Genomic DNA, 18,673 nt, shown 5'->3' on the forward strand with positions numbered 1-18,673 from the left:
ATGAATCGCAAGGGATCCCTGTCGGTAAGTAAGAATTGTTTGCATAACTACAGCTTACCTAAGCCATGATGTGTCGTATTTTTTTCTAGCCAGAGAAGGGCTAAATATGGTATAAAGCGCGCCGGAATCGAAGTGCGTTTTCTTCTGAAATGACGAAGCCCACCTTCCTTTCTAAACACATTATCTTTAAATCACACACATTCCGACACGTGTTCCGGGGTGCTCCAACAATAAAACTATCGGCAACAACCGAATAGATGTTAGGGGTCGGATACATGGGGAATGTGGAGGCCTAACCCCATAGAGGATTTTTAAATGGCAACTGTATCAATGCGCGACATGCTAAAAGCTGGTGTTCACTTCGGTCACCAGACTCGTTACTGGAACCCAAAAATGAAGCCATTCATTTTTGGTGCTCGTAGCCGTGTTCACATCATCAACTTAGAAAAAACTGTTCCTATGTTCAACGAAGCTCTAGCTGAGCTACAAAAAGTTGGTGAGAAAAAAGGTAAAGTTCTTTTCGTTGGTACTAAACGCGCAGCATCTGAAGCTGTTAAAGAAGCGGCTATCGCAAGCAACCAATTCTACGTTAACAACCGCTGGTTGGGCGGCATGCTAACTAACTGGAAAACTGTTCGTCAGTCAATCAAGCGTCTAAAAGAGCTTGAAATTCAAGCAACAGATGGCACTTTTGATAAGCTAACTAAGAAAGAAGCTCTAATGCGTACTCGTGAAATGGAGAAGCTAGAGAAATCTCTTGGTGGTATCAAAGATATGGGCGGTCTACCTGACGCACTATTCGTTATCGATGCAGATCACGAGCACATTGCAGTTAAAGAAGCAAACAACCTAGGTATCCCAGTTTACGCTGTTGTTGATACTAACTCTAACCCAGATGGCGTTGACTACATTATCCCTGGTAACGACGACGCAATCCGTGCAATCCAGCTTTACCTAAATGCTGTTGCAGAAACGGTTAACGAAGGTCGTAACAAAGATGCAGCTGCGCTTGCTGCTGCAAAAGACGGTTTCGTAGAAGCAGAATAATAGCGGCTCTGAGTCACACTTGATTATATGTGTCACACGATTGATGCATTGAACAAGTTATAGTTAGCATCAGGGGCCAAACAATCGGCCCCTGATTTTTACCACCAGAATCAACTGAGGAATAGAGAATGGCAACTGTAACTGCTGCTCTAGTAAAAGAACTGCGCGAGCGTACTGGCGCAGGTATGATGGAATGTAAAAAAGCGCTTGTAGAAGCAAACGCTGACATCGAACTAGCAATTGAAAACATGCGCAAAAGCGGCGCAGCTAAAGCAGCGAAAAAAGCAGGTAACATCGCAGCTGAAGGTACTATCCTAATTAAAGAAGCTGATGGTTTTGCAGCACTTCTAGAAGTGAACTGCCAAACTGACTTCGTAGCAAAAGATTCAAGCTTCCTAGCGTTCGCTAACGAAGTTCTAGAGGTTGCACTTGCTGAGCGTCTAGATATCGCAGCACTTCAAGCTAAATTTGAAGAAGCACGTATTGCTCTTGTTGCTCAAATTGGTGAAAACATCACTATCCGTCGCGTTCATTACATCGAAGGCGCTAAAGTTGGTTCATACCGCCATGGCGACCGTATCGGCGTTGTGGTTGCTGGTGAAGCGGATGAAGAGACCATCAAACACGTAGCAATGCACGTTGCTGCTGCAAAACCTGAGTACGTGAACCCTGAAGATGTACCAGCAGAAGTTGTGGCTAAAGAGCGTGAAATCCAAATCGAAATCGCAATGCAATCTGGTAAGCCAGCAGCAATTGCTGAGAAAATGGTTGAAGGCCGCATGACTAAGTTCACAGGTGAAGTATCACTTACTGGTCAAGCGTTCATCATGGATCCTTCTCAAACTGTTGGCGCAATGCTGAAAGCTAAAGGCGCAACCGTTACTAACTTCGTACGTCTAGAAGTTGGTGAAGGTATTGAGAAAGCTCAAGAACTTAGCTTCGCTGAAGAAGTTGCAATGGTTCAAAAAGGTTAATCCTAGCGATTTTGCCTAAAAAGAGACCGTAGCCAAGGCTGCGGTCTTTTTACGAATGGCATATTGAGACTAATTGTGATGATTTAGAATTCAGTATTCAGTTTTAAATCATGACTGTTAATTAACAACTCTCTATTTGGAAGGTAAGCTCCATGACTACGAACCCTAAACCAGCCTATCAACGTATCCTGTTAAAACTTAGCGGTGAAGCGCTACAAGGCGAAGAAGGTTTTGGTATTGATCCTGCGGTGTTAGATCGCATGGCACAGGAAGTAAAAGAACTGGTTGAACTGGGTGTTCAAGTGGGTGTTGTCATCGGCGGCGGTAACTTATTCCGTGGCGCAGGTCTTGCTGAAGCGGGCATGAACCGTGTTGTGGGCGACCACATGGGAATGCTGGCAACCGTAATGAATGGTTTGGCAATGCGTGATGCTTTGCACCGTGCTTATGTGAATGCGCGCGTGATGTCTGCCATTCCTCTTAAAGGTGTGTGTGACGATTACAATTGGGCCGATGCTATCAGCCAACTACGTCAAGGCCGTGTTGTGATCTTCTCTGCGGGTACTGGTAACCCATTCTTTACAACTGATTCTGCTGCCTGTTTGCGCGGTATTGAAATTGAAGCGGATGTGGTTCTAAAAGCGACAAAAGTAGATGGCGTATTTAGTGCAGACCCAGTGGCAAACCCAGACGCAGAACTGTATGATAAGCTGTCTTATACAACCGTGCTTGAAAAAGAGCTAAAAGTGATGGACTTGGCCGCGTTTACGCTAGCGCGTGACCATAAAATGCCAATCCGCGTATTTAATATGAACAAACCGGGCGCACTACGTCGCGTGGTAATGGGTGAAGCGGAAGGTACACTAATTAGCACCGCTGACTAATCACTCCAAAACAAAAAAACAAGTAGGTGATATTTGTGATTAACGAAATCAAGAAAGACGCTCAAGAGCGTATGGATAAGAGCGTAGATGCCCTGAAAAACAACCTTTCTAAGGTACGTACTGGTCGCGCTCACCCAAGTTTACTCTCCGGCATTTCTGTCGATTACTATGGTGCTTCGACACCGCTGAATCAAATCGCTAACGTTGTAGCTGAAGATGCACGTACTCTCGCGATCACTGTTTTTGATAAAGAGTTGACGCCAAAAGTTGAAAAAGCGATTTTGATGTCTGATTTGGGTCTAAACCCAATGTCTGCAGGTACGGTTATTCGTGTACCACTGCCACCACTGACCGAAGAACGTCGTCGTAATTTGGTGAAAATTGTTCGTGGTGAAGCTGAAGGTGGTCGCGTTGCAGTTCGCAACATTCGTCGTGATGCCAATGGCGACTTAAAAGCTCTACTGAAAGATAAAGAAATCTCTGAAGACGAAGATCATAAAGCGCAAGAAGAGATTCAAAAACTTACCGATGTAGCGATTAAGAGAATTGATGAAGTTCTTGCTGCAAAAGAAAAAGAGTTAATGGAAGTTTAATTCGCTCTTTTTAGCCTTTCTAAAACGCTGTGCTCACAGTGCAGCGTTTTTTTATGCTATTTTGCCCTATCAGTTTGGTAATCAATTAATTTCTTATGCAAAACTCATCCCTCTCATCTGATGTATTACCCCAACACATCGCAATCATTATGGACGGAAATGGCCGTTGGGCTAAAGCACAAGGTAAACCTCGTGTATTTGGTCATAAGAATGGTGTAGCAGCGGTCCGAAGAACGATTTCTACTGCAGCGAAATTGGGTATTAAAGCCGTTACTTTGTTTGCCTTTAGCAGTGAAAATTGGCGACGTCCGGAAGCTGAAGTAGGCGTGTTGATGGAGTTATTTATTACTGTGCTATCCACAGAAGTAAAAAAGCTGCATAAGAACAATCTGCGTCTTAGGGTCATTGGTGATAAAACACGTTTTAGCTCACGCTTACAAACAAAAATCGCTCAGGCAGAAGAGTTAACCTCATCAAACAGTGGCATGGTCGTTAATATCGCCGCAAACTATGGCGGAAAATGGGATATCACAGAAGCAATGCGCTCTATCGCGGTCAAAGTGGCGAGCGGTGAGCTTTCTCCTGATCAGATTGACGAGACGCTGATTACACAGTCGCTAACGATGTCTGATATTCCTGAAGTGGATTTGCTCATTCGTACCAGCGGTGAATGTCGTATTAGTAATTTTATGTTGTGGCAATTGGCCTATGCAGAGATGTACTTTACGCCGATTTACTGGCCTGAGTTTGGTGAAGAAAGTTTAATTGAAGCAGTGACTTGGTTTGTTAACCGTGAACGCCGTTTTGGCTGCACAGGGGAACAGGTTAAGGCATTGATGGAACAGAAATAAAGGATCCATTAGTTTGAAGCAACGAATTATCACGGCGCTCATATTAGCTCCACTGGTGATGCTGGGCATTTTTGAACTGCCACTCCCCCTATTTATGGCCGTTTTGGCCCTTGTGGCGCTCGTCGGTGTATGGGAATGGACGCAGTTTATCGATTCGACATCTAGGCATCTGGCGCTGTTACCCGCCATTATCATTGGTGGAGCAAGTTACCTACTGATTTCCCCTGATGCCGTTAGCCTAGCCAACATGAACTCGAATCACTATGTGATATTAAGTGTTGGGGTGGCTTGGTGGCTGTTTTCTAGCTTTTTAGCTATTACCTATCCTAAATCCCGTCCATGGTGGGAAAAATCCAATCTACTTAGGCACCTTTTTGGTGTGCTTACGCTACTTCCTTTTTTCTGGAGCGTCCTTTTTTTACGCGCAGAAGCCTTTTTGAGTGAGCCATACCACGGTGCTAAGTTGGTGCTATTTGTCTGCTTAATTGTTTGGGCTGCAGACAGTGGCGCTTATTTTGCGGGCAAAAGTTTTGGTAAGCACAAAATGGCACCAGCAGTCAGTCCAAATAAAACCATTGAAGGGTTGATTGGTGGCATTATTACGGCATTGATTGTGGCGTGGTTTACTGCTGATTGGTTTGATATCCGGTTTACAAACACGCTGTCGATGGTCGGTATTACATTAGCGACTGTGATTATCTCTGTGCTCGGTGATCTGGTCGAAAGTATGTTTAAGCGCGTTTCAGGAATTAAAGACAGCAGTAATATTATTCCTGGGCATGGCGGCGTTTTGGATCGTATCGATAGCCTGACGGCTGCATTTCCTGTTTTTGCTCTACTGTATTTCATTTTCTAATGCTTGGGTTAAGCTGTCTTACCCCAATCTTAATTCACGGTTGTTGCTATGCGTAAGTTAACGATTCTCGGGGCCACAGGTTCAATTGGGGCAAGCACATTAAAAGTCGTGGCTCAAAATCCCGAACACTTTTCCGTTGTGGCTTTAGCCGCGGGAAATAATGTCAATAAAATGCGTGAGCTATGCCAGCGTTGGCAGCCAGTTTATGCGGTAATGGCAAACCAAAAGGCGGCGGATGAGCTTTTAGCTCAATTGCAGTCATTGAACTTAAAAACAACCGTATTATTTGGTGAAGACGCCATGTGCCACGTCGCCGCATTAGATGAGGTGGATACGGTGATGGCGGCGATTGTTGGTGCAGCAGGTTTGTTACCAACCATGGCCGCGGTAAAGGCGGGCAAGCGTGTTTTGTTGGCAAACAAAGAAGCCTTGGTGATGTCTGGCCAGTTGTTTATTGATGCGGTCGAAAAACACGGTGCGGAATTGCTCCCTGTCGATAGCGAACATAACGCGATTTTTCAATGCTTACCCCCTGAAATTCAAGGCTCTTTGGGTCGCTGTGATTTACAAGAACATGGTGTGCAACATATTCTGCTCACGGGCTCTGGCGGCCCTTTTCGCTACAGTGATTTATCCACGTTAGCAGATGTTTCACCACAGCAAGCGATTGCTCATCCTAACTGGTCGATGGGGCCGAAAATTTCGGTTGATTCCGCCACTATGATGAACAAAGGTTTGGAATATATTGAAGCTAAGTGGCTGTTTAATGCATCGAAACAGCAATTAAAAGTGTTAATCCACCCACAATCGGTGATCCACTCTATGGTGCAGTACCGCGATGGTTCGGTGCTTGCGCAAATGGGGGAACCCGATATGTCCACGCCAATTGCTTTAACTCTCTCTTATCCAGAACGCATTACTGCGGGGGTTCCGGCACTGGATTTTACCAAATTAAGTAATTTGAGTTTTATGGATGTGGACTACGAGCGTTATCCTTGTTTGGGATTGGCGATTGATGCTTGCTATCAAGGGCAACATGCCACCACCTCTTTAAATGCAGCCAACGAAATAGCCGTTGAAGCTTTTTTAAATAAGCAAATTCGTTTTACCGATATCGCACAAGTTAATGAACGTGTATTGTCAAAAGTGTGTGCAGCACATACTCAGTTACATTGCTATGACTTGGAAAGCTTGTTAGAGCTCGATAGAATGGCGCGCACTATTGCCCAGCAAATCATACAAGAGCATTTATTATGAGTGGTATTTTGTGGAATTTCGTCTCTTTCATCATTGCGTTAGGTATATTGGTTGCTGTGCATGAATTTGGTCATTTTTGGGTAGCACGTCGCTGCGGAATTAAAGTCGAAAAATTTTCCATTGGCTTTGGTAAATCACTTTGGAGCCGAGTAGCCAAAGATGGCACCGAGTACAACCTCTCAATTATTCCTCTCGGCGGCTACGTTAAAATGCTCGATAGCCGTGTTGATGATGTTCCAGCTGAATTAAAACCCTTAGCTTTTGACCAAAAACCATTGTGGAAACGTGTCGCTGTCGTGAGTGCTGGGCCTGCTTTTAACTTTTTCTTCGCCATTTTTGCCTATTGGCTCGTGTTCTTAATTGGCGTCCCAGCGGTAAAACCTGTGATTGGCGAAATTGCCCCGCAATCGATCGCCGCTCAAGCGGGTTTAGAGTCAGGAATGCAGATCAAAGCAGTCTCAGGAGTGAATACCTTAGATTGGGAATCGGTCAATATGGGGCTGATTAGCCATATTGGTGATGAACAATTAACGCTCACCGTCGGAACCAATAATGAAATTGGTGTGGATGAAATCAAAACATTAGATATCCGTTCTTGGAACTTTAACCCAGAAACAGAGTCTGCTATGGGAGCGTTAGGTTTTAAACCATTTGTTCCTGAAATATCGCTGACGCTAACCAATGTTTCTCAAGGTAGCGCCGGAGAGAAGGCCGGGTTAGAAGTTGGGGACACCTTGATCGAAGCCAACGGTGCGAAGATAAACCATTGGCAGCAAGTTGTGGAGTTGATACAAAGCCACCCCAATCAGCCAGTTTCATTGGTTGTTGTGCGTGATGAACAACGCTTGACTATCGAGCTTACGCCTGACGTTCGTGAGTTACCGCAAGGCAAAACGATAGGTTTTGCGGGAATCGCTCCTAAAGTCGCAGAATGGCCGGAAAGTTATCGATTTGAGCTGCAATATGGTGTATTTGAATCAGTCGGAAAAGCGGTTGAAAAAACACAGCAAGTGATCAACTTAACCGTCAGCATGTTGAAAAAACTGGTGGTCGGTGATGTGGGGTTGAATAATCTGAGTGGGCCGATTTCGATTGCCAAAGGAGCTGGAACTACCGCTGACTATGGTTTGGTCTATTTCTTGGGTTTTCTGGCTCTGATTAGTGTCAACTTAGGCATTATCAATCTAGTACCACTGCCAATGTTAGATGGCGGACACTTACTGTTTTTTGCAATTGAAGCCGTTATTCGTCGTCCTGTCCCAGAGAAGATTCAAGAAATGGGATACCGAATTGGTGGGGCGATCATCTTTTCTTTGATGGCTGTGGCAATATTTAATGATTTTAGTCGCCTGTGATTTGTAACCATTAGGCAGAAGTTGTAGCAAGGAATAACAAGAATAAATATGGCAATGAAACAGATCCTTTTCGCGACACTATTGGCAACCAGCCTCTCAGCACATAGTGCCGAGAATTTCGTAGTGCAGGATATTCAAATTGAAGGGCTTCAACGCGTTGCGCTCGGCGCTGCATTGCTTAAAATGCCCGTTCGAATTGGCGATACCGTTGATGCACAAGATGTCGCGGATATTATCAAAGCACTTTACACTTCGGGCAACTTTGAAGACATCAAAGTATTACGAGACAACAACGTTCTGATCGTTCAGGTTAAAGAACGTCCAACCATTGCAAGTGTTTCCTTCTCTGGAAATAAAGCGATCAAAGAAGAGCAGTTGCAGCAGAATCTTGATGCATCCAATATCCGCATCGGTGAAGCGCTTGATCGTACGACCTTGAGCAACATTGAAAAGGGGTTGGAAGATTTTTACTACAGCGTGGGTAAGTACAACGCGACCGTAAAAGCGGTGGTGACACCTTTACCTCGCAACCGTGCTGACCTTAAATTTGTGTTCAGTGAAGGGGTTTCTGCGAAAATCCAGCAAATCAACTTTATTGGCAATGAAGTGTTTAGTGACCAAGATTTACTGTCACGCTTCAATTTGAATGTCGATGTGGCGTGGTGGAATTTCCTCTCTGATGATAAATACCAAAAGCAGGTCTTAGCCGCTGATATTGAAGCTTTGCGCTCTTTCTACCTCGACCGTGGCTACTTAAAGTTTCAAGTCGATTCCACGCAAGTTGCTATTTCTCCTGATAAAAAAGGCGTTTATATCACTTTAGGCATTAGCGAAGGTCAGCCTTATAAAATCAAAGACGTTAAATTCCGCGGAGAGCTGATTGGCAAAGAGGCTGAATTTACCGCTTTGATCCCGTTTGAAGCCGAGGAAACCTATAACGGCTCACTGGTGACCAAGCTTGAAGAAGATGTAAAACGAGTATTGGGTGAAGCTGGCTATGCTTATCCTCAAGTTCGAACCATCCCAGAATTTAATGATGAAACGCAAGAAGTTTCCTTGGTTGTTCATGTGGAAGCGGGTAAGCGTATCTATGTCCGTGATATTCGCTTTGTCGGTAATAACTCAACCAAAGATGAAGTTTTGCGCCGCGAAATGCGTCAAATGGAAGGCAGTTGGCTGAGCTCTAAAGCGATTGATACGGGTAAGAGCCGTTTGAACCGTCTTGGCTTCTTTGAAACAGTGGATGTGCAAACCGTACGTGTACCTGGCAGTGAAGATCAAGTCGATCTGGTGTACAACGTGAAAGAGGCCAACTCAGGTAGTGTTAACTTTGGTGTCGGTTATGGTACAGAATCAGGCGTGAGTTTTCAGGTTGGTTTACAGCAAGATAACTTCATTGGTTCAGGTAATCGAGTTGGCATCAATGCCATGATGAACGACTATCAAAAGAACATCAGTTTAGATTACCGTGATCCCTATTGGAACCTTGATGGTGTCAGTTTGGGTGGTAAGATTTTCTATAACCAGTTTGAGGCTTCTGAAGCAGGTATTGTTGATTATACCAATGAAAGTTACGGCACAAGTTTAACGTGGGGTTTCCCATTTGACGAATTAAACCGTTTTGACCTCGGTATCGGTTACACGCACAACAAGATCGGTAATATCGATGAGTATGTGCAAGTTAGTCAGTTCTTACAGTCTCAAGCGAGTAATCGTAGCGATGATGGCAGTTTGATCACCAATGACTTTGACGTCAACATCTCATGGACGCGCAATAATTTAAACCGAACCATTTTCCCAACGGCGGGGAATCACCAACGCGCTTTCTACAAGATGACCGTGCCGGGCTCAGACGTAAAGTATTTCAAAGCGCAGTACGATGTCCGCCAGTATTTCCCATTAACCAAAAAACATGAGTTTTCACTCTTGCTAAGAGGACGCTTAGGGTATGGTAATGGTTACGGGAAAACGGATGGTAACGATAACTTGTTCCCATTTTATGAAAACTATTATGCAGGTGGCTTTACCACGTTACGTGGTTTTGGCTCTAACTCGGCTGGACCGAAAGCGATTTATAACGATGCGACAGGCTGTAATGGCAATAATGGTGGCAACAACCGCTGCTATAGCGCAACAGATGACTCTGTCGGTGGTAACGCGGTCGCGCTAGCCAGTGTAGAGCTGATTGTACCGACGCCATTTGCCTCTGATGAAACTCGTAGCCAAATTCGCACCAGCATCTTCTTCGATATGGCCAGCGTTTGGGATACAGAGTTCGATTACAAAGATGGGAAACTCGGTTATGGTGATCAGTATTATTACGATTACTCAGATCCAATGAATTACCGTTCCTCTTATGGTGCGGCACTACAGTGGATGTCACCTATGGGGCCATTGGTATTTTCAATTGCCAAACCTATTAAAATTTATGAAGGTGATAATGAAGAGTTCTTCACTTTCACGATCGGCAGAACATTCTAATTAGAGGAAAGTATTTTGAAAAAAGCGATTCAAGCGGCAGGATTGGGCCTAGTTGTACTGAGTTCATCATTTTTTGCGCAAGCCGCTGAGGCGGCGCAGAAAGTAGGTTACATTAATACCGCGCAAGTATTCCAAGCATTACCTCAACGAGAAGTTGTGCTGCAAAAATTACAAGAAGAGTTTAAAGATAAAGGGGCAGAGCTACAGTCAATTCAAGCTGAAGCAAAAACCAAAATTGAAAAACTTAAACGTGATGGCGAACTGCTAGGTCAAGATGAGATCGAGAAGCTGCGTATTGAAATTGGTCAATTAGACAGCAAGTACAAAATCAAAGCGCAAGCGTTAGAGCAAGCTTCAGCGCGTCGTGAGAGTGAAGAGAAGCAAAAACTCTTCATGGTGATTCAAGACGCAGTGAAGAAAGTTGCGGAAAAAGAAGGTTATGACATCGTTGTTGACGTGCAAGCTATGCAATATGGTAAGTCGGACTACAACCTATCAGAGAAAGTAATTAAACAACTAAAATAATATTATTATGGCAAAACTGACTTTAGCCGAATTGGCAACCATCACCGGGGGAGAGCTGTTTGGTGATGGCTCTGCGACAGTTTCCGCTGTCGCACCTATGGATAAGGCGCAGGAAGGTTACGTAACTTTCCTCTCTAATCCCAAATATACCAAACACCTTGGTCAATGCCGCGCAACGGTGATTATGGTCAAGGCTAGTGAACGTGAATTGTGTACAACCAATGTATTGGTCGTCGCTGATCCATACGTTGCTTTTGCAAAGGTGGCGCAAGCGCTGGACACGACACCGCGACCTGCGAGTGATATCAGCTCTTCTGCGGTTGTGGCACCGGATGCCCAGCTAGGGCAGAACGTTTCTATTGGTGCAAACGCGGTCATTGAGACGGGCGTACAACTGGGCGATAACGTCTCCATTGGTGCCGGCTGTTTCATCGGTAAAAACGCCAAAATTGGCGCTAACACCCAGTTGTGGGCAAATGTCAGCGTTTACCACGAAGTGGAAATTGGCTCGGCGTGCCTTATTCAGTCAGGTGCTGTGATTGGTTCTGATGGTTTTGGCTATGCCAATGAGAAAGGTGAGTGGATTAAAATTCCACAAATTGGCACAGTCCGGATCGGTAATCGAGTTGAAATCGGTGCCTGCACGACAATTGATCGTGGCGCATTAGATGACACGATTATTGAAGATAACGTTATTATCGATAACCAATTACAGATCGCACATAACGTATATATTGGCTATGGCACGGCAATTGCCGGTGGCACCATCATCGCGGGTAGTACTCGTATAGGTAAGTACTGCATTATTGGTGGTGGTACTGTCATCAATGGCCATATCGAGATTGTGGATGGGGTCACCATTACTGGCATGGGGATGGTAATGCGTAGCATCACCGAGAAAGGCATGTTCTCTTCTGGTATTCCGTTGCAACCGAACAAAGAATGGCGTAAAACGGCCGCTCGCGTTCACCGTATCGAAGATATGCACAAGCGACTTAAAGCACTTGAAAAGTACTTAGAGCAGGAAGCGGAATCCTAATTCTACTTTTTCCCGATTAGACTCGCCAATTGCGAGTCTTTTTCGTCTATAATGCCAAATAATTTTTGAAAGTTTTACTGTATAGGAATATGACTTTGACGACTGAAACGAAAACGATGCACATCACTGAAATTCAGAGGCTGCTTCCTCACCGTTACCCATTTCTGTTGATTGACCGTGTAATTGACTTTGAAGAAGGCAAATACCTTGTTGGCTTGAAAAATGTGTCAGTTAATGAACCCCAGTTCACTGGTCATTTTCCGCAGTTACCTATTTTTCCAGGTGTACTGATTTTAGAAGCAATGGCACAAGCAACGGGCCTATTAGCATTCAAAACCTTTGGTGCACCGAAAGATAACGAATTGTATTACTTTGCTAGTATTGATAATGCGAAGTTTCGTAAACCTGTAGGCCCTGGCGACCAACTGATCATCGAAGTGCAGTTCATTAAAGAGCGTCGTGGTATTGCGTTGTTTAATGGCGTAGCGAAAGTTGATGGTGAGGTTGTGTGTTCAGCTGAAATGAAATGTGCTCGTAGAGAGTTTTAATATGATTCATGAAACTGCACAAATCCACCCAAGTGCGGTGGTTGAAGATGGCGCTATCATCGGAGCTAACGTTACTGTTGGTCCATTTACTTACATCACCTCTGGGGTAAGCATTGGCCAAGGTACGGAAGTGATGTCGCATGTGGTCATCAAAGGAAACACCGTCATTGGTGAAGAGAACCGTATTTTCCCTCACGCCGTCATTGGCGAAGAGAACCAAGATAAGAAGTATGGTGGTGAAGATACGCGAGTCGTCATTGGTGATCGCAATGTTATTCGTGAAGCAGTGCAAATTCACCGTGGTACGATGCAAGATAAAACGCAAACAGTTGTTGGCAACGACAACCTATTGTGTGTGAATGCCCATATTGCGCACGATGTGATTGTTGGTAATCATACGCACATTGGTAACAACGCAATTCTTGGCGGTCATGTGACGGTCGGAGACTATGCTGGTGTTATGGCATTGTCGGCGATTCATCCTTTCTGTAGCGTTGGTGCTTATGCCTATATCGGTGGTTGTTCTGCTGTGGTACAAGATGTACCCGCTTACGTGTTAGCACAAGGTAACCATGCTTCACCATTTGGCCTTAACCTTGTTGGTTTGAAGCGAAATGGTTTTGAAAAAGCCGAAATTCGCGCGTTACAAAAAGCGTATAAAGAAATTTACCGATCAGGTAAAACGCAAGCAGAGGTCTTACCTATATTGGTTGAGATGGCGAAAGAGTACCCATCGATTCAGCGTTTTACTGATTTACTAGAAAAAACTGAGCGTGGCATTATTCGTTAGTTCGCCACTGAGTTTTGATTAATATCCGAAGATCGCTACTTGTTTAGCGATCTTTTGTCTTTTTGACGCCGCATAACGGCTGAGCGGATTCTGTTAGGAAACGATATGCACTCACATGAAAATCCCCTAAGAATCGGTATTGTTGCCGGAGAGCTTTCTGGCGATACATTAGGAGAAGGCTTCATTCAAGCCATCAAGCAGCAATACCCCAATGCACAATTTGTCGGTATTGGTGGCCCTAAGATGATTGCTCAAGGTTGTGAATCTTTATTTGATATGGAAGAGCTAGCCGTGATGGGGCTGGTTGAGGTGCTTGGCCGCTTACCGCGTTTACTGAAAGTTAAAGCGCAGTTGGTGAAGTATTTTAAAGCCAATCCGCCGGATGTGTTTGTTGGTATCGACGCCCCAGATTTTAATTTACGACTAGAGCTTGATCTCAAAAAAGCGGGTATCAAAACCGTTCATTATGTTAGCCCATCTGTATGGGCATGGCGTCCAAAACGTATTTTTAAAATCGATGCGGCGACAGATCTAGTATTGGCATTTCTTCCGTTTGAAAAAGCGTTTTACGACAAGTATCAGGTTGCGTGCGAATTTGTCGGCCATACACTGGCCGATGCCATTCCACTGCAACCTGATAAAATCGCCGCTCGTGAACTGTTGAAATTAGAGACAGATAAACAGTGGCTAGCTGTGCTGCCCGGTAGCAGAGGGGGGGAAGTTGGTTTAATTGCCAAGCCATTTATTGAAACCTGTCGACAAATTAAACAGAAATACCCTGATATCGGTTTTGTGGTTGCTGCGGTCAACCCCAAACGTAAACAGCAGTTTGAAACCATTTGGCAGGAGATCGCCCCAGAGCTCGATTTTGCTATTATTGAAGACACCGCGCGCAATGTCATCACGGCCGCAGATGCTGTGCTACTTGCCTCTGGCACAGTCGCACTGGAATGCATGTTGCTCAAACGGCCGATGGTGGTGGGATACAAAGTGAACTGGCTCACCGGATGGTTGGTTCAGAAGCTTGCGATAACCGAATTTGTTTCACTGCCCAATATTTTAGCCGGAGAAGAACTGGTTCCTGAGTTCATTCTTGATGAATGCGACCCACAACATCTGTTTCCTGCGGTCGATAGCATGCTCAGCCGTGATAATTCCTCTTTAATTGAACGTTTTACTGAAATGCATCACTGGATCCGCAAAGGCGCCGATCAACAAGCCGCCAAAGCGGTTTTAAGCTTGATTAACCGTTAACGATTAAAAAGAGCGATTGAAAAATAACGAGAGGAAAATAGACAAGATGGCAGAACAAACACTGACTCCTTTTGAATACCCTAAGGGCTATGTTTTGATTGCAGGAGTGGATGAAGTTGGTCGAGGTCCATTAGTGGGCGACGTAGTGACTGCCGCAGTAATCTTGGATCCGAATAATCCGATTGAAGGTTTGGCCGACTCGAAAAAGTTATCAGAAAAAAAACGCCTAGCGCTTTTTCCTGAAATTCAACAAAAGGCGCTCGCTTGGTCTGTTGGCCGCTGTTCACCAGCTGAAATTGATGAGCTTAATATTCTTCAAGCGACTATGGTGGCGATGCAACGCGCGATTGCAGGTCTAGCGATTCAACCTGATTTGGCTTTAATTGATGGCAACCGTGTCCCACAATTACCGATGCATGGTATCGCGGTCGTCAAGGGGGATATGCGTGTGGCGCAAATCAGCGCAGCCTCAATCATTGCCAAAGTGGTACGCGATAAAGAGATGGAAGCGCTCGATAAATTGTACCCACAATTTGGCTTTGCTCAACATAAGGGCTATCCAACTAAAGCGCATTTTGCCGCGATCGAACAGCATGGCGTCATCGCAGAGCACCGTAAAAGCTTTAAGCCAGTGAAACGCGTGCTGGGAATTGACTAATTGCGGGTGTCAGCCACGAGCAGATTCGCGTAGAATAACCGCCAAATCTTGTACCAAACCTAGCATCTAGGATTTTATTGCATGCCAGAACCAAAGTTTGTCCACCTCCGTGTCCACAGCGACTTTTCTATGATCGATGGCTTGTCCAAAGTGCCACCGCTTGTGAAAAAAGTGGCCGAGATGGGGATGCCTGCCGTAGCGTTGACCGACTTCACGAACTTATGTGGTTTGGTCAAATTTTATGGTACCGCTCATAACTGTGGGGTAAAGCCGATTATCGGTGCAGATTTTGTCATGCAATCTGAGGAGTTTGGTGATGAGCTCACCAAGCTGACGGTTCTAGCGAGTGATAATGTTGGCTACAAAAATCTGACCTTACTGATCTCTGATGCTTATCTACGCGGTCATGTGCAACACCTGCCTGTGATTGATAAAGCGTGGCTAGTGAAATATGCCGAAGGCTTGATTGTGCTTTCGGGTGGAAAAAGTGGTGAAATAGGCAAAGCACTGCTTAAAGGTAATCAGGCGTTAGTCGATAAATGTGTCGAGTTTTATCAAACTCATTTTGTCGATCGTTTTTACCTTGAATTGACTCGCACAGGGCGAGCCGACGAAGAGAGCTATCTGCACTTTGCTCTAGAATTGGCTGAAAATAACGATCTGCCCGTCGTTGCAACCAATGAAGTGGTGTTTCTCAGCGAAGAGTTTTTTGAAGCGCATGAAATTCGAGTAGCGATTCATGATGGCTACACCATGGAAGATCCTCGTCGGCCAAAAAATTATAGCCCACAGCAATATTTGCGCACCGAAGCTGAAATGTGTGAGCTGTTTGCCGATATTCCTGAAGCGCTGCAAAACAGTGTTGAGATTGCCAAACGGTGTAATGTTACCGTCCGTTTGGGGGAATATTTCTTGCCCGCCTTCCCAACGGAAGGAATGAAAGAAACCGAATACTTGGTGATGAAATCACAAGAAGGCCTTGAAGAGCGTCTTGAATTTCTGTTCCCCGATCCTGAGGTTCGTGCACAACGTCGCCCTGAGTATGATGAACGGCTGCAAATTGAGCTCGAAGTGATTAATAACATGGGATTCCCCGGTTATTTCTTGATTGTGATGGAGTTCATCCAGTGGTCAAAAGATAACGATATTCCGGTGGGACCGGGGCGCGGATCGGGTGCGGGTTCATTGGTGGCCTACGCGCTCAAAATCACTGATTTAGATCCACTACAATATGATTTACTTTTCGAACGTTTCTTGAACCCAGAACGGGTTTCAATGCCCGATTTTGACGTCGATTTCTGTATGGATAAACGTGACCAAGTTATTGATCACGTTGCTGAAATGTATGGTCGTGATGCGGTATCACAGATCATCACCTTTGGTACTATGGCTGCCAAAGCGGTCATTCGTGACGTGGGACGCGTGCTTGGTCATCCGTTTGGATTTGTCGACCGTATTTCAAAGCTTATTCCACTAGATCCAGGAATGACACTCGAAAAGGCGTTTAAGGCTGAACCCGCGTTACCTGAGCTGTACAACAATGACGAAGACGTCAAAGAGCTGATTGATAAGTGCCGAATTCTAGAAGGTTGCACGCGTAACGCCGGTAAGCATGCGGGTGGGGTGGTGATCTCCCCAACCACAATTACCGACTTTTCGCCGATTTATGCGGATGCTGAAGGGCATTTCCCCGTCACTCAATTTGATAAGAACGATGTTGAAACCGCAGGCTTGGTCAAGTTTGACTTCTTAGGTTTACGCACCTTAACCATTATCGATTGGGCACTAGGGCTGATTAACCCGCGCTTACAACGAGAAGGCAAAGAGCCCGTTCGTATTGAAGCTATCCCGTTAGAAGACCCAGTTTCATTTCGTATATTGCAAAATTCTGAAACCACCGCGGTATTCCAGTTAGAATCGCGCGGCATGAAAGATCTGATCAAACGTCTCCAGCCAGACTGCTTCGAAGATATCATTGCACTAGTGGCCCTGTTTCGCCCTGGGCCTTTGCAATCGGGTATGGTGGATAACTTTATCGACCGTAAACATGGCCGAGAGGCGATCTCCTACCCAGATGAAAAATGGCAACATGAGTCATTAAAAGAAATTCTAGACCCAACCTACGGCATCATCTTGTACCAAGAGCAAGTGATGCAGATCGCCCAAGTCCTAGCTGGATACACACTAGGCGGTGCGGATATGCTGCGCCGTGCGATGGGTAAGAAAAAGCCAGAAGAGATGGCCAAGCAGCGGGCGATTTTTGAAGAAGGTTCGATAAAAAACGGCGTGGATGGCGAATTGTCGATGAAAATCTTCGACTTAGTAGAAAAATTCGCCGGTTACGGGTTTAACAAATCGCACTCTGCGGCTTATGCTCTGGTTTCTTATCAAACCTTATGGTTAAAAACCCACTACCCAGCCGAATTTATGGCGGCAGTAATGACGGCCGACATGGACAACACCGAAAAAGTGGTTGGCTTAGTGGATGAATGTTTACGCATGAATCTTAAAGTGTTACCACCGGATATTAACGCCGGCTTGTACCGCTTTAACGTCGATGAAAATGGCGCGATTGTCTATGGTATTGGCGCGATCAAAGGTGTGGGTGAAGGGCCGATTGAAGCGATTTTAGAAGCGCGCACAGCAGGCGGCTATTTTAAAGATTTGTTTGATTTTTGCGCCAGAATTGATCTTAAAAAAGTCAATAAGCGTGTGATTGAAAAGCTTATTTATGCGGGTGCTTTGGATCGTTTAGGCCCACACCGTGCTGCAATGATGGCCTCATTAAATGATGCTGTGAAAGCGGCCAGCCAATTCCACCAAGCTGAAGCCTTTGGTCAGGTTGATATGTTTGGTGTATTGACTGATGCGCCAGAAGAAGTAGAACATAAATATACGCAAGTCCCCGAGTGGCCTGAGAAAGTTTGGCTTGAAGGTGAGCGCGATACATTGGGCCTTTATTTGACCGGGCATCCAATAAACGCACATATTAAGGAACTTGCGAAGTACACCAGTTGTCGACTAAAAGATGCCACGCCAACGCGACGCGATCAATCCGTCACTTTAGCGGGGTTAGTGATTGCTGCTAAAGTCATGACCACCAAGCGTGGTACGCGGATTGGCATCATGACGTTAGATGATCGTTCAGGACGTATGGAAGTGATGTTATTCTCTGATGCGTTAGAGCGGTATGCAGAGCTGTTAGAAAAAGATAGAATTTTAGTGATTTCTGGACAGGTCAGCTTTGATGACTTCAATGGTGGCCTTAAAATGTCGGCGCGCGAAGTCATGGACTTGGGCAGTGCGCGTGAAAAATATGCCCGTGGCTTGTCGATATCGATTGAACAATCACAGATAGACAGCCAGTTTTTTGAGCGCTTTAGTCAGATCTTAGAGCCTCACCGAGCAGGGACTATACCTGTCAATGTATACTACCAACGCGCAGAGGCGAGAGTGCGACTCACTCTTGGTACGCAGTGGCGTGTAACCCCAAGTGATACATTGTTAGACGAATTGAAACAGCTACTTGGCAAAGATCAGGTAGAACTCGAATTTAACTAA

16 protein-coding genes are annotated in these 18,673 nt (G+C 45.2%); all 16 read left to right on the forward strand.

Annotated features, from left to right (window positions below; all coding sequences use genetic code 11):
• Window positions 1-315 precede the first annotated feature (315 nt).
• The 16 genes from rpsB (at window position 316) to dnaE (ending at window position 18,673) form a co-directional block, all read left to right on the forward strand.
• Window positions 316-1,047: a 30S ribosomal protein S2 gene (gene rpsB, locus NB504_RS13235; RefSeq protein ID WP_013856204.1), complete on the forward strand. Its 732-nt coding sequence runs from the start codon at window positions 316-318 to the stop codon at window positions 1,045-1,047.
• A gap of 128 nt (window positions 1,048-1,175) precedes the next feature.
• Window positions 1,176-2,021: a translation elongation factor Ts gene (gene tsf, locus NB504_RS13240; RefSeq protein ID WP_258429056.1), complete on the forward strand. Its 846-nt coding sequence runs from the start codon at window positions 1,176-1,178 to the stop codon at window positions 2,019-2,021.
• A gap of 152 nt (window positions 2,022-2,173) precedes the next feature.
• A complete protein-coding gene (gene pyrH / locus NB504_RS13245; protein WP_010320123.1) occupies window positions 2,174-2,905 on the forward strand; it encodes a UMP kinase in 732 nt (243 codons plus the stop codon).
• 35 nt (window positions 2,906-2,940) lie between these two features.
• On the forward strand, window positions 2,941-3,498 hold the full coding sequence (gene frr, locus NB504_RS13250) for a ribosome recycling factor (protein WP_010320122.1): 558 nt from the start codon (window positions 2,941-2,943) through the stop codon (window positions 3,496-3,498).
• A 95-nt stretch (window positions 3,499-3,593) separates the two neighbouring features.
• Window positions 3,594-4,349, forward strand: a complete 756-nt coding sequence (locus NB504_RS13255) for an isoprenyl transferase (protein ID WP_013856207.1) — start codon at window positions 3,594-3,596, stop codon at window positions 4,347-4,349.
• 13 nt (window positions 4,350-4,362) lie between these two features.
• Window positions 4,363-5,205, forward strand: a complete 843-nt coding sequence (locus NB504_RS13260) for a phosphatidate cytidylyltransferase (RefSeq protein ID WP_258429058.1) — start codon at window positions 4,363-4,365, stop codon at window positions 5,203-5,205.
• Window positions 5,206-5,253: 48 nt separating this feature from the next.
• Window positions 5,254-6,462: a 1-deoxy-D-xylulose-5-phosphate reductoisomerase gene (gene ispC, locus NB504_RS13265; RefSeq protein ID WP_019282312.1), complete on the forward strand. Its 1,209-nt coding sequence runs from the start codon at window positions 5,254-5,256 to the stop codon at window positions 6,460-6,462.
• The gene (gene rseP, locus NB504_RS13270; RefSeq protein ID WP_013856210.1) at window positions 6,459-7,817 is read left to right on the forward strand and encodes a sigma E protease regulator RseP; all 1,359 of its coding nucleotides are present in this window, start codon (window positions 6,459-6,461) and stop codon (window positions 7,815-7,817) included. The genes ispC and rseP overlap by 4 nt, the downstream gene beginning before the upstream one ends.
• Window positions 7,818-7,865: 48 nt before the next feature.
• Window positions 7,866-10,298 (forward strand): outer membrane protein assembly factor BamA, encoded by a 2,433-nt coding sequence (gene bamA / locus NB504_RS13275; protein WP_017046601.1) that lies wholly within the window; start codon window positions 7,866-7,868, stop codon window positions 10,296-10,298.
• Between the two features lie 15 nt (window positions 10,299-10,313).
• Window positions 10,314-10,823, forward strand: coding sequence for an OmpH family outer membrane protein (locus NB504_RS13280; RefSeq protein WP_170906922.1), 510 nt, complete (start codon window positions 10,314-10,316; stop codon window positions 10,821-10,823).
• A 7-nt stretch (window positions 10,824-10,830) separates the two neighbouring features.
• A complete protein-coding gene (gene lpxD / locus NB504_RS13285; RefSeq protein ID WP_258429064.1) occupies window positions 10,831-11,862 on the forward strand; it encodes a UDP-3-O-(3-hydroxymyristoyl)glucosamine N-acyltransferase in 1,032 nt (343 codons plus the stop codon).
• Window positions 11,863-11,978: 116 nt separating this feature from the next.
• Complete coding sequence (gene fabZ, locus NB504_RS13290; protein ID WP_026027636.1) at window positions 11,979-12,410, forward strand: 3-hydroxyacyl-ACP dehydratase FabZ; 432 nt, start codon at window positions 11,979-11,981, stop codon at window positions 12,408-12,410.
• Between the two features lies 1 nt (window position 12,411).
• On the forward strand, window positions 12,412-13,200 hold the full coding sequence (lpxA, locus tag NB504_RS13295) for an acyl-ACP--UDP-N-acetylglucosamine O-acyltransferase (RefSeq protein ID WP_010320113.1): 789 nt from the start codon (window positions 12,412-12,414) through the stop codon (window positions 13,198-13,200).
• A 105-nt stretch (window positions 13,201-13,305) separates the two neighbouring features.
• Window positions 13,306-14,454 (forward strand): lipid-A-disaccharide synthase, encoded by a 1,149-nt coding sequence (lpxB, locus tag NB504_RS13300; RefSeq protein WP_170898782.1) that lies wholly within the window; start codon window positions 13,306-13,308, stop codon window positions 14,452-14,454.
• Between the two features lie 46 nt (window positions 14,455-14,500).
• On the forward strand, window positions 14,501-15,112 hold the full coding sequence (gene rnhB / locus NB504_RS13305; RefSeq protein ID WP_026027914.1) for a ribonuclease HII: 612 nt from the start codon (window positions 14,501-14,503) through the stop codon (window positions 15,110-15,112).
• An 81-nt stretch (window positions 15,113-15,193) separates the two neighbouring features.
• The gene (dnaE, locus tag NB504_RS13310; RefSeq protein WP_258429068.1) at window positions 15,194-18,673 is read left to right on the forward strand and encodes a DNA polymerase III subunit alpha; all 3,480 of its coding nucleotides are present in this window, start codon (window positions 15,194-15,196) and stop codon (window positions 18,671-18,673) included.

The sequence above is a fragment of the Vibrio sp. RM-69-4 genome, assembly GCF_024743775.1.
Classification (GTDB): domain Bacteria; phylum Pseudomonadota; class Gammaproteobacteria; order Enterobacterales; family Vibrionaceae; genus Vibrio; species Vibrio anguillarum.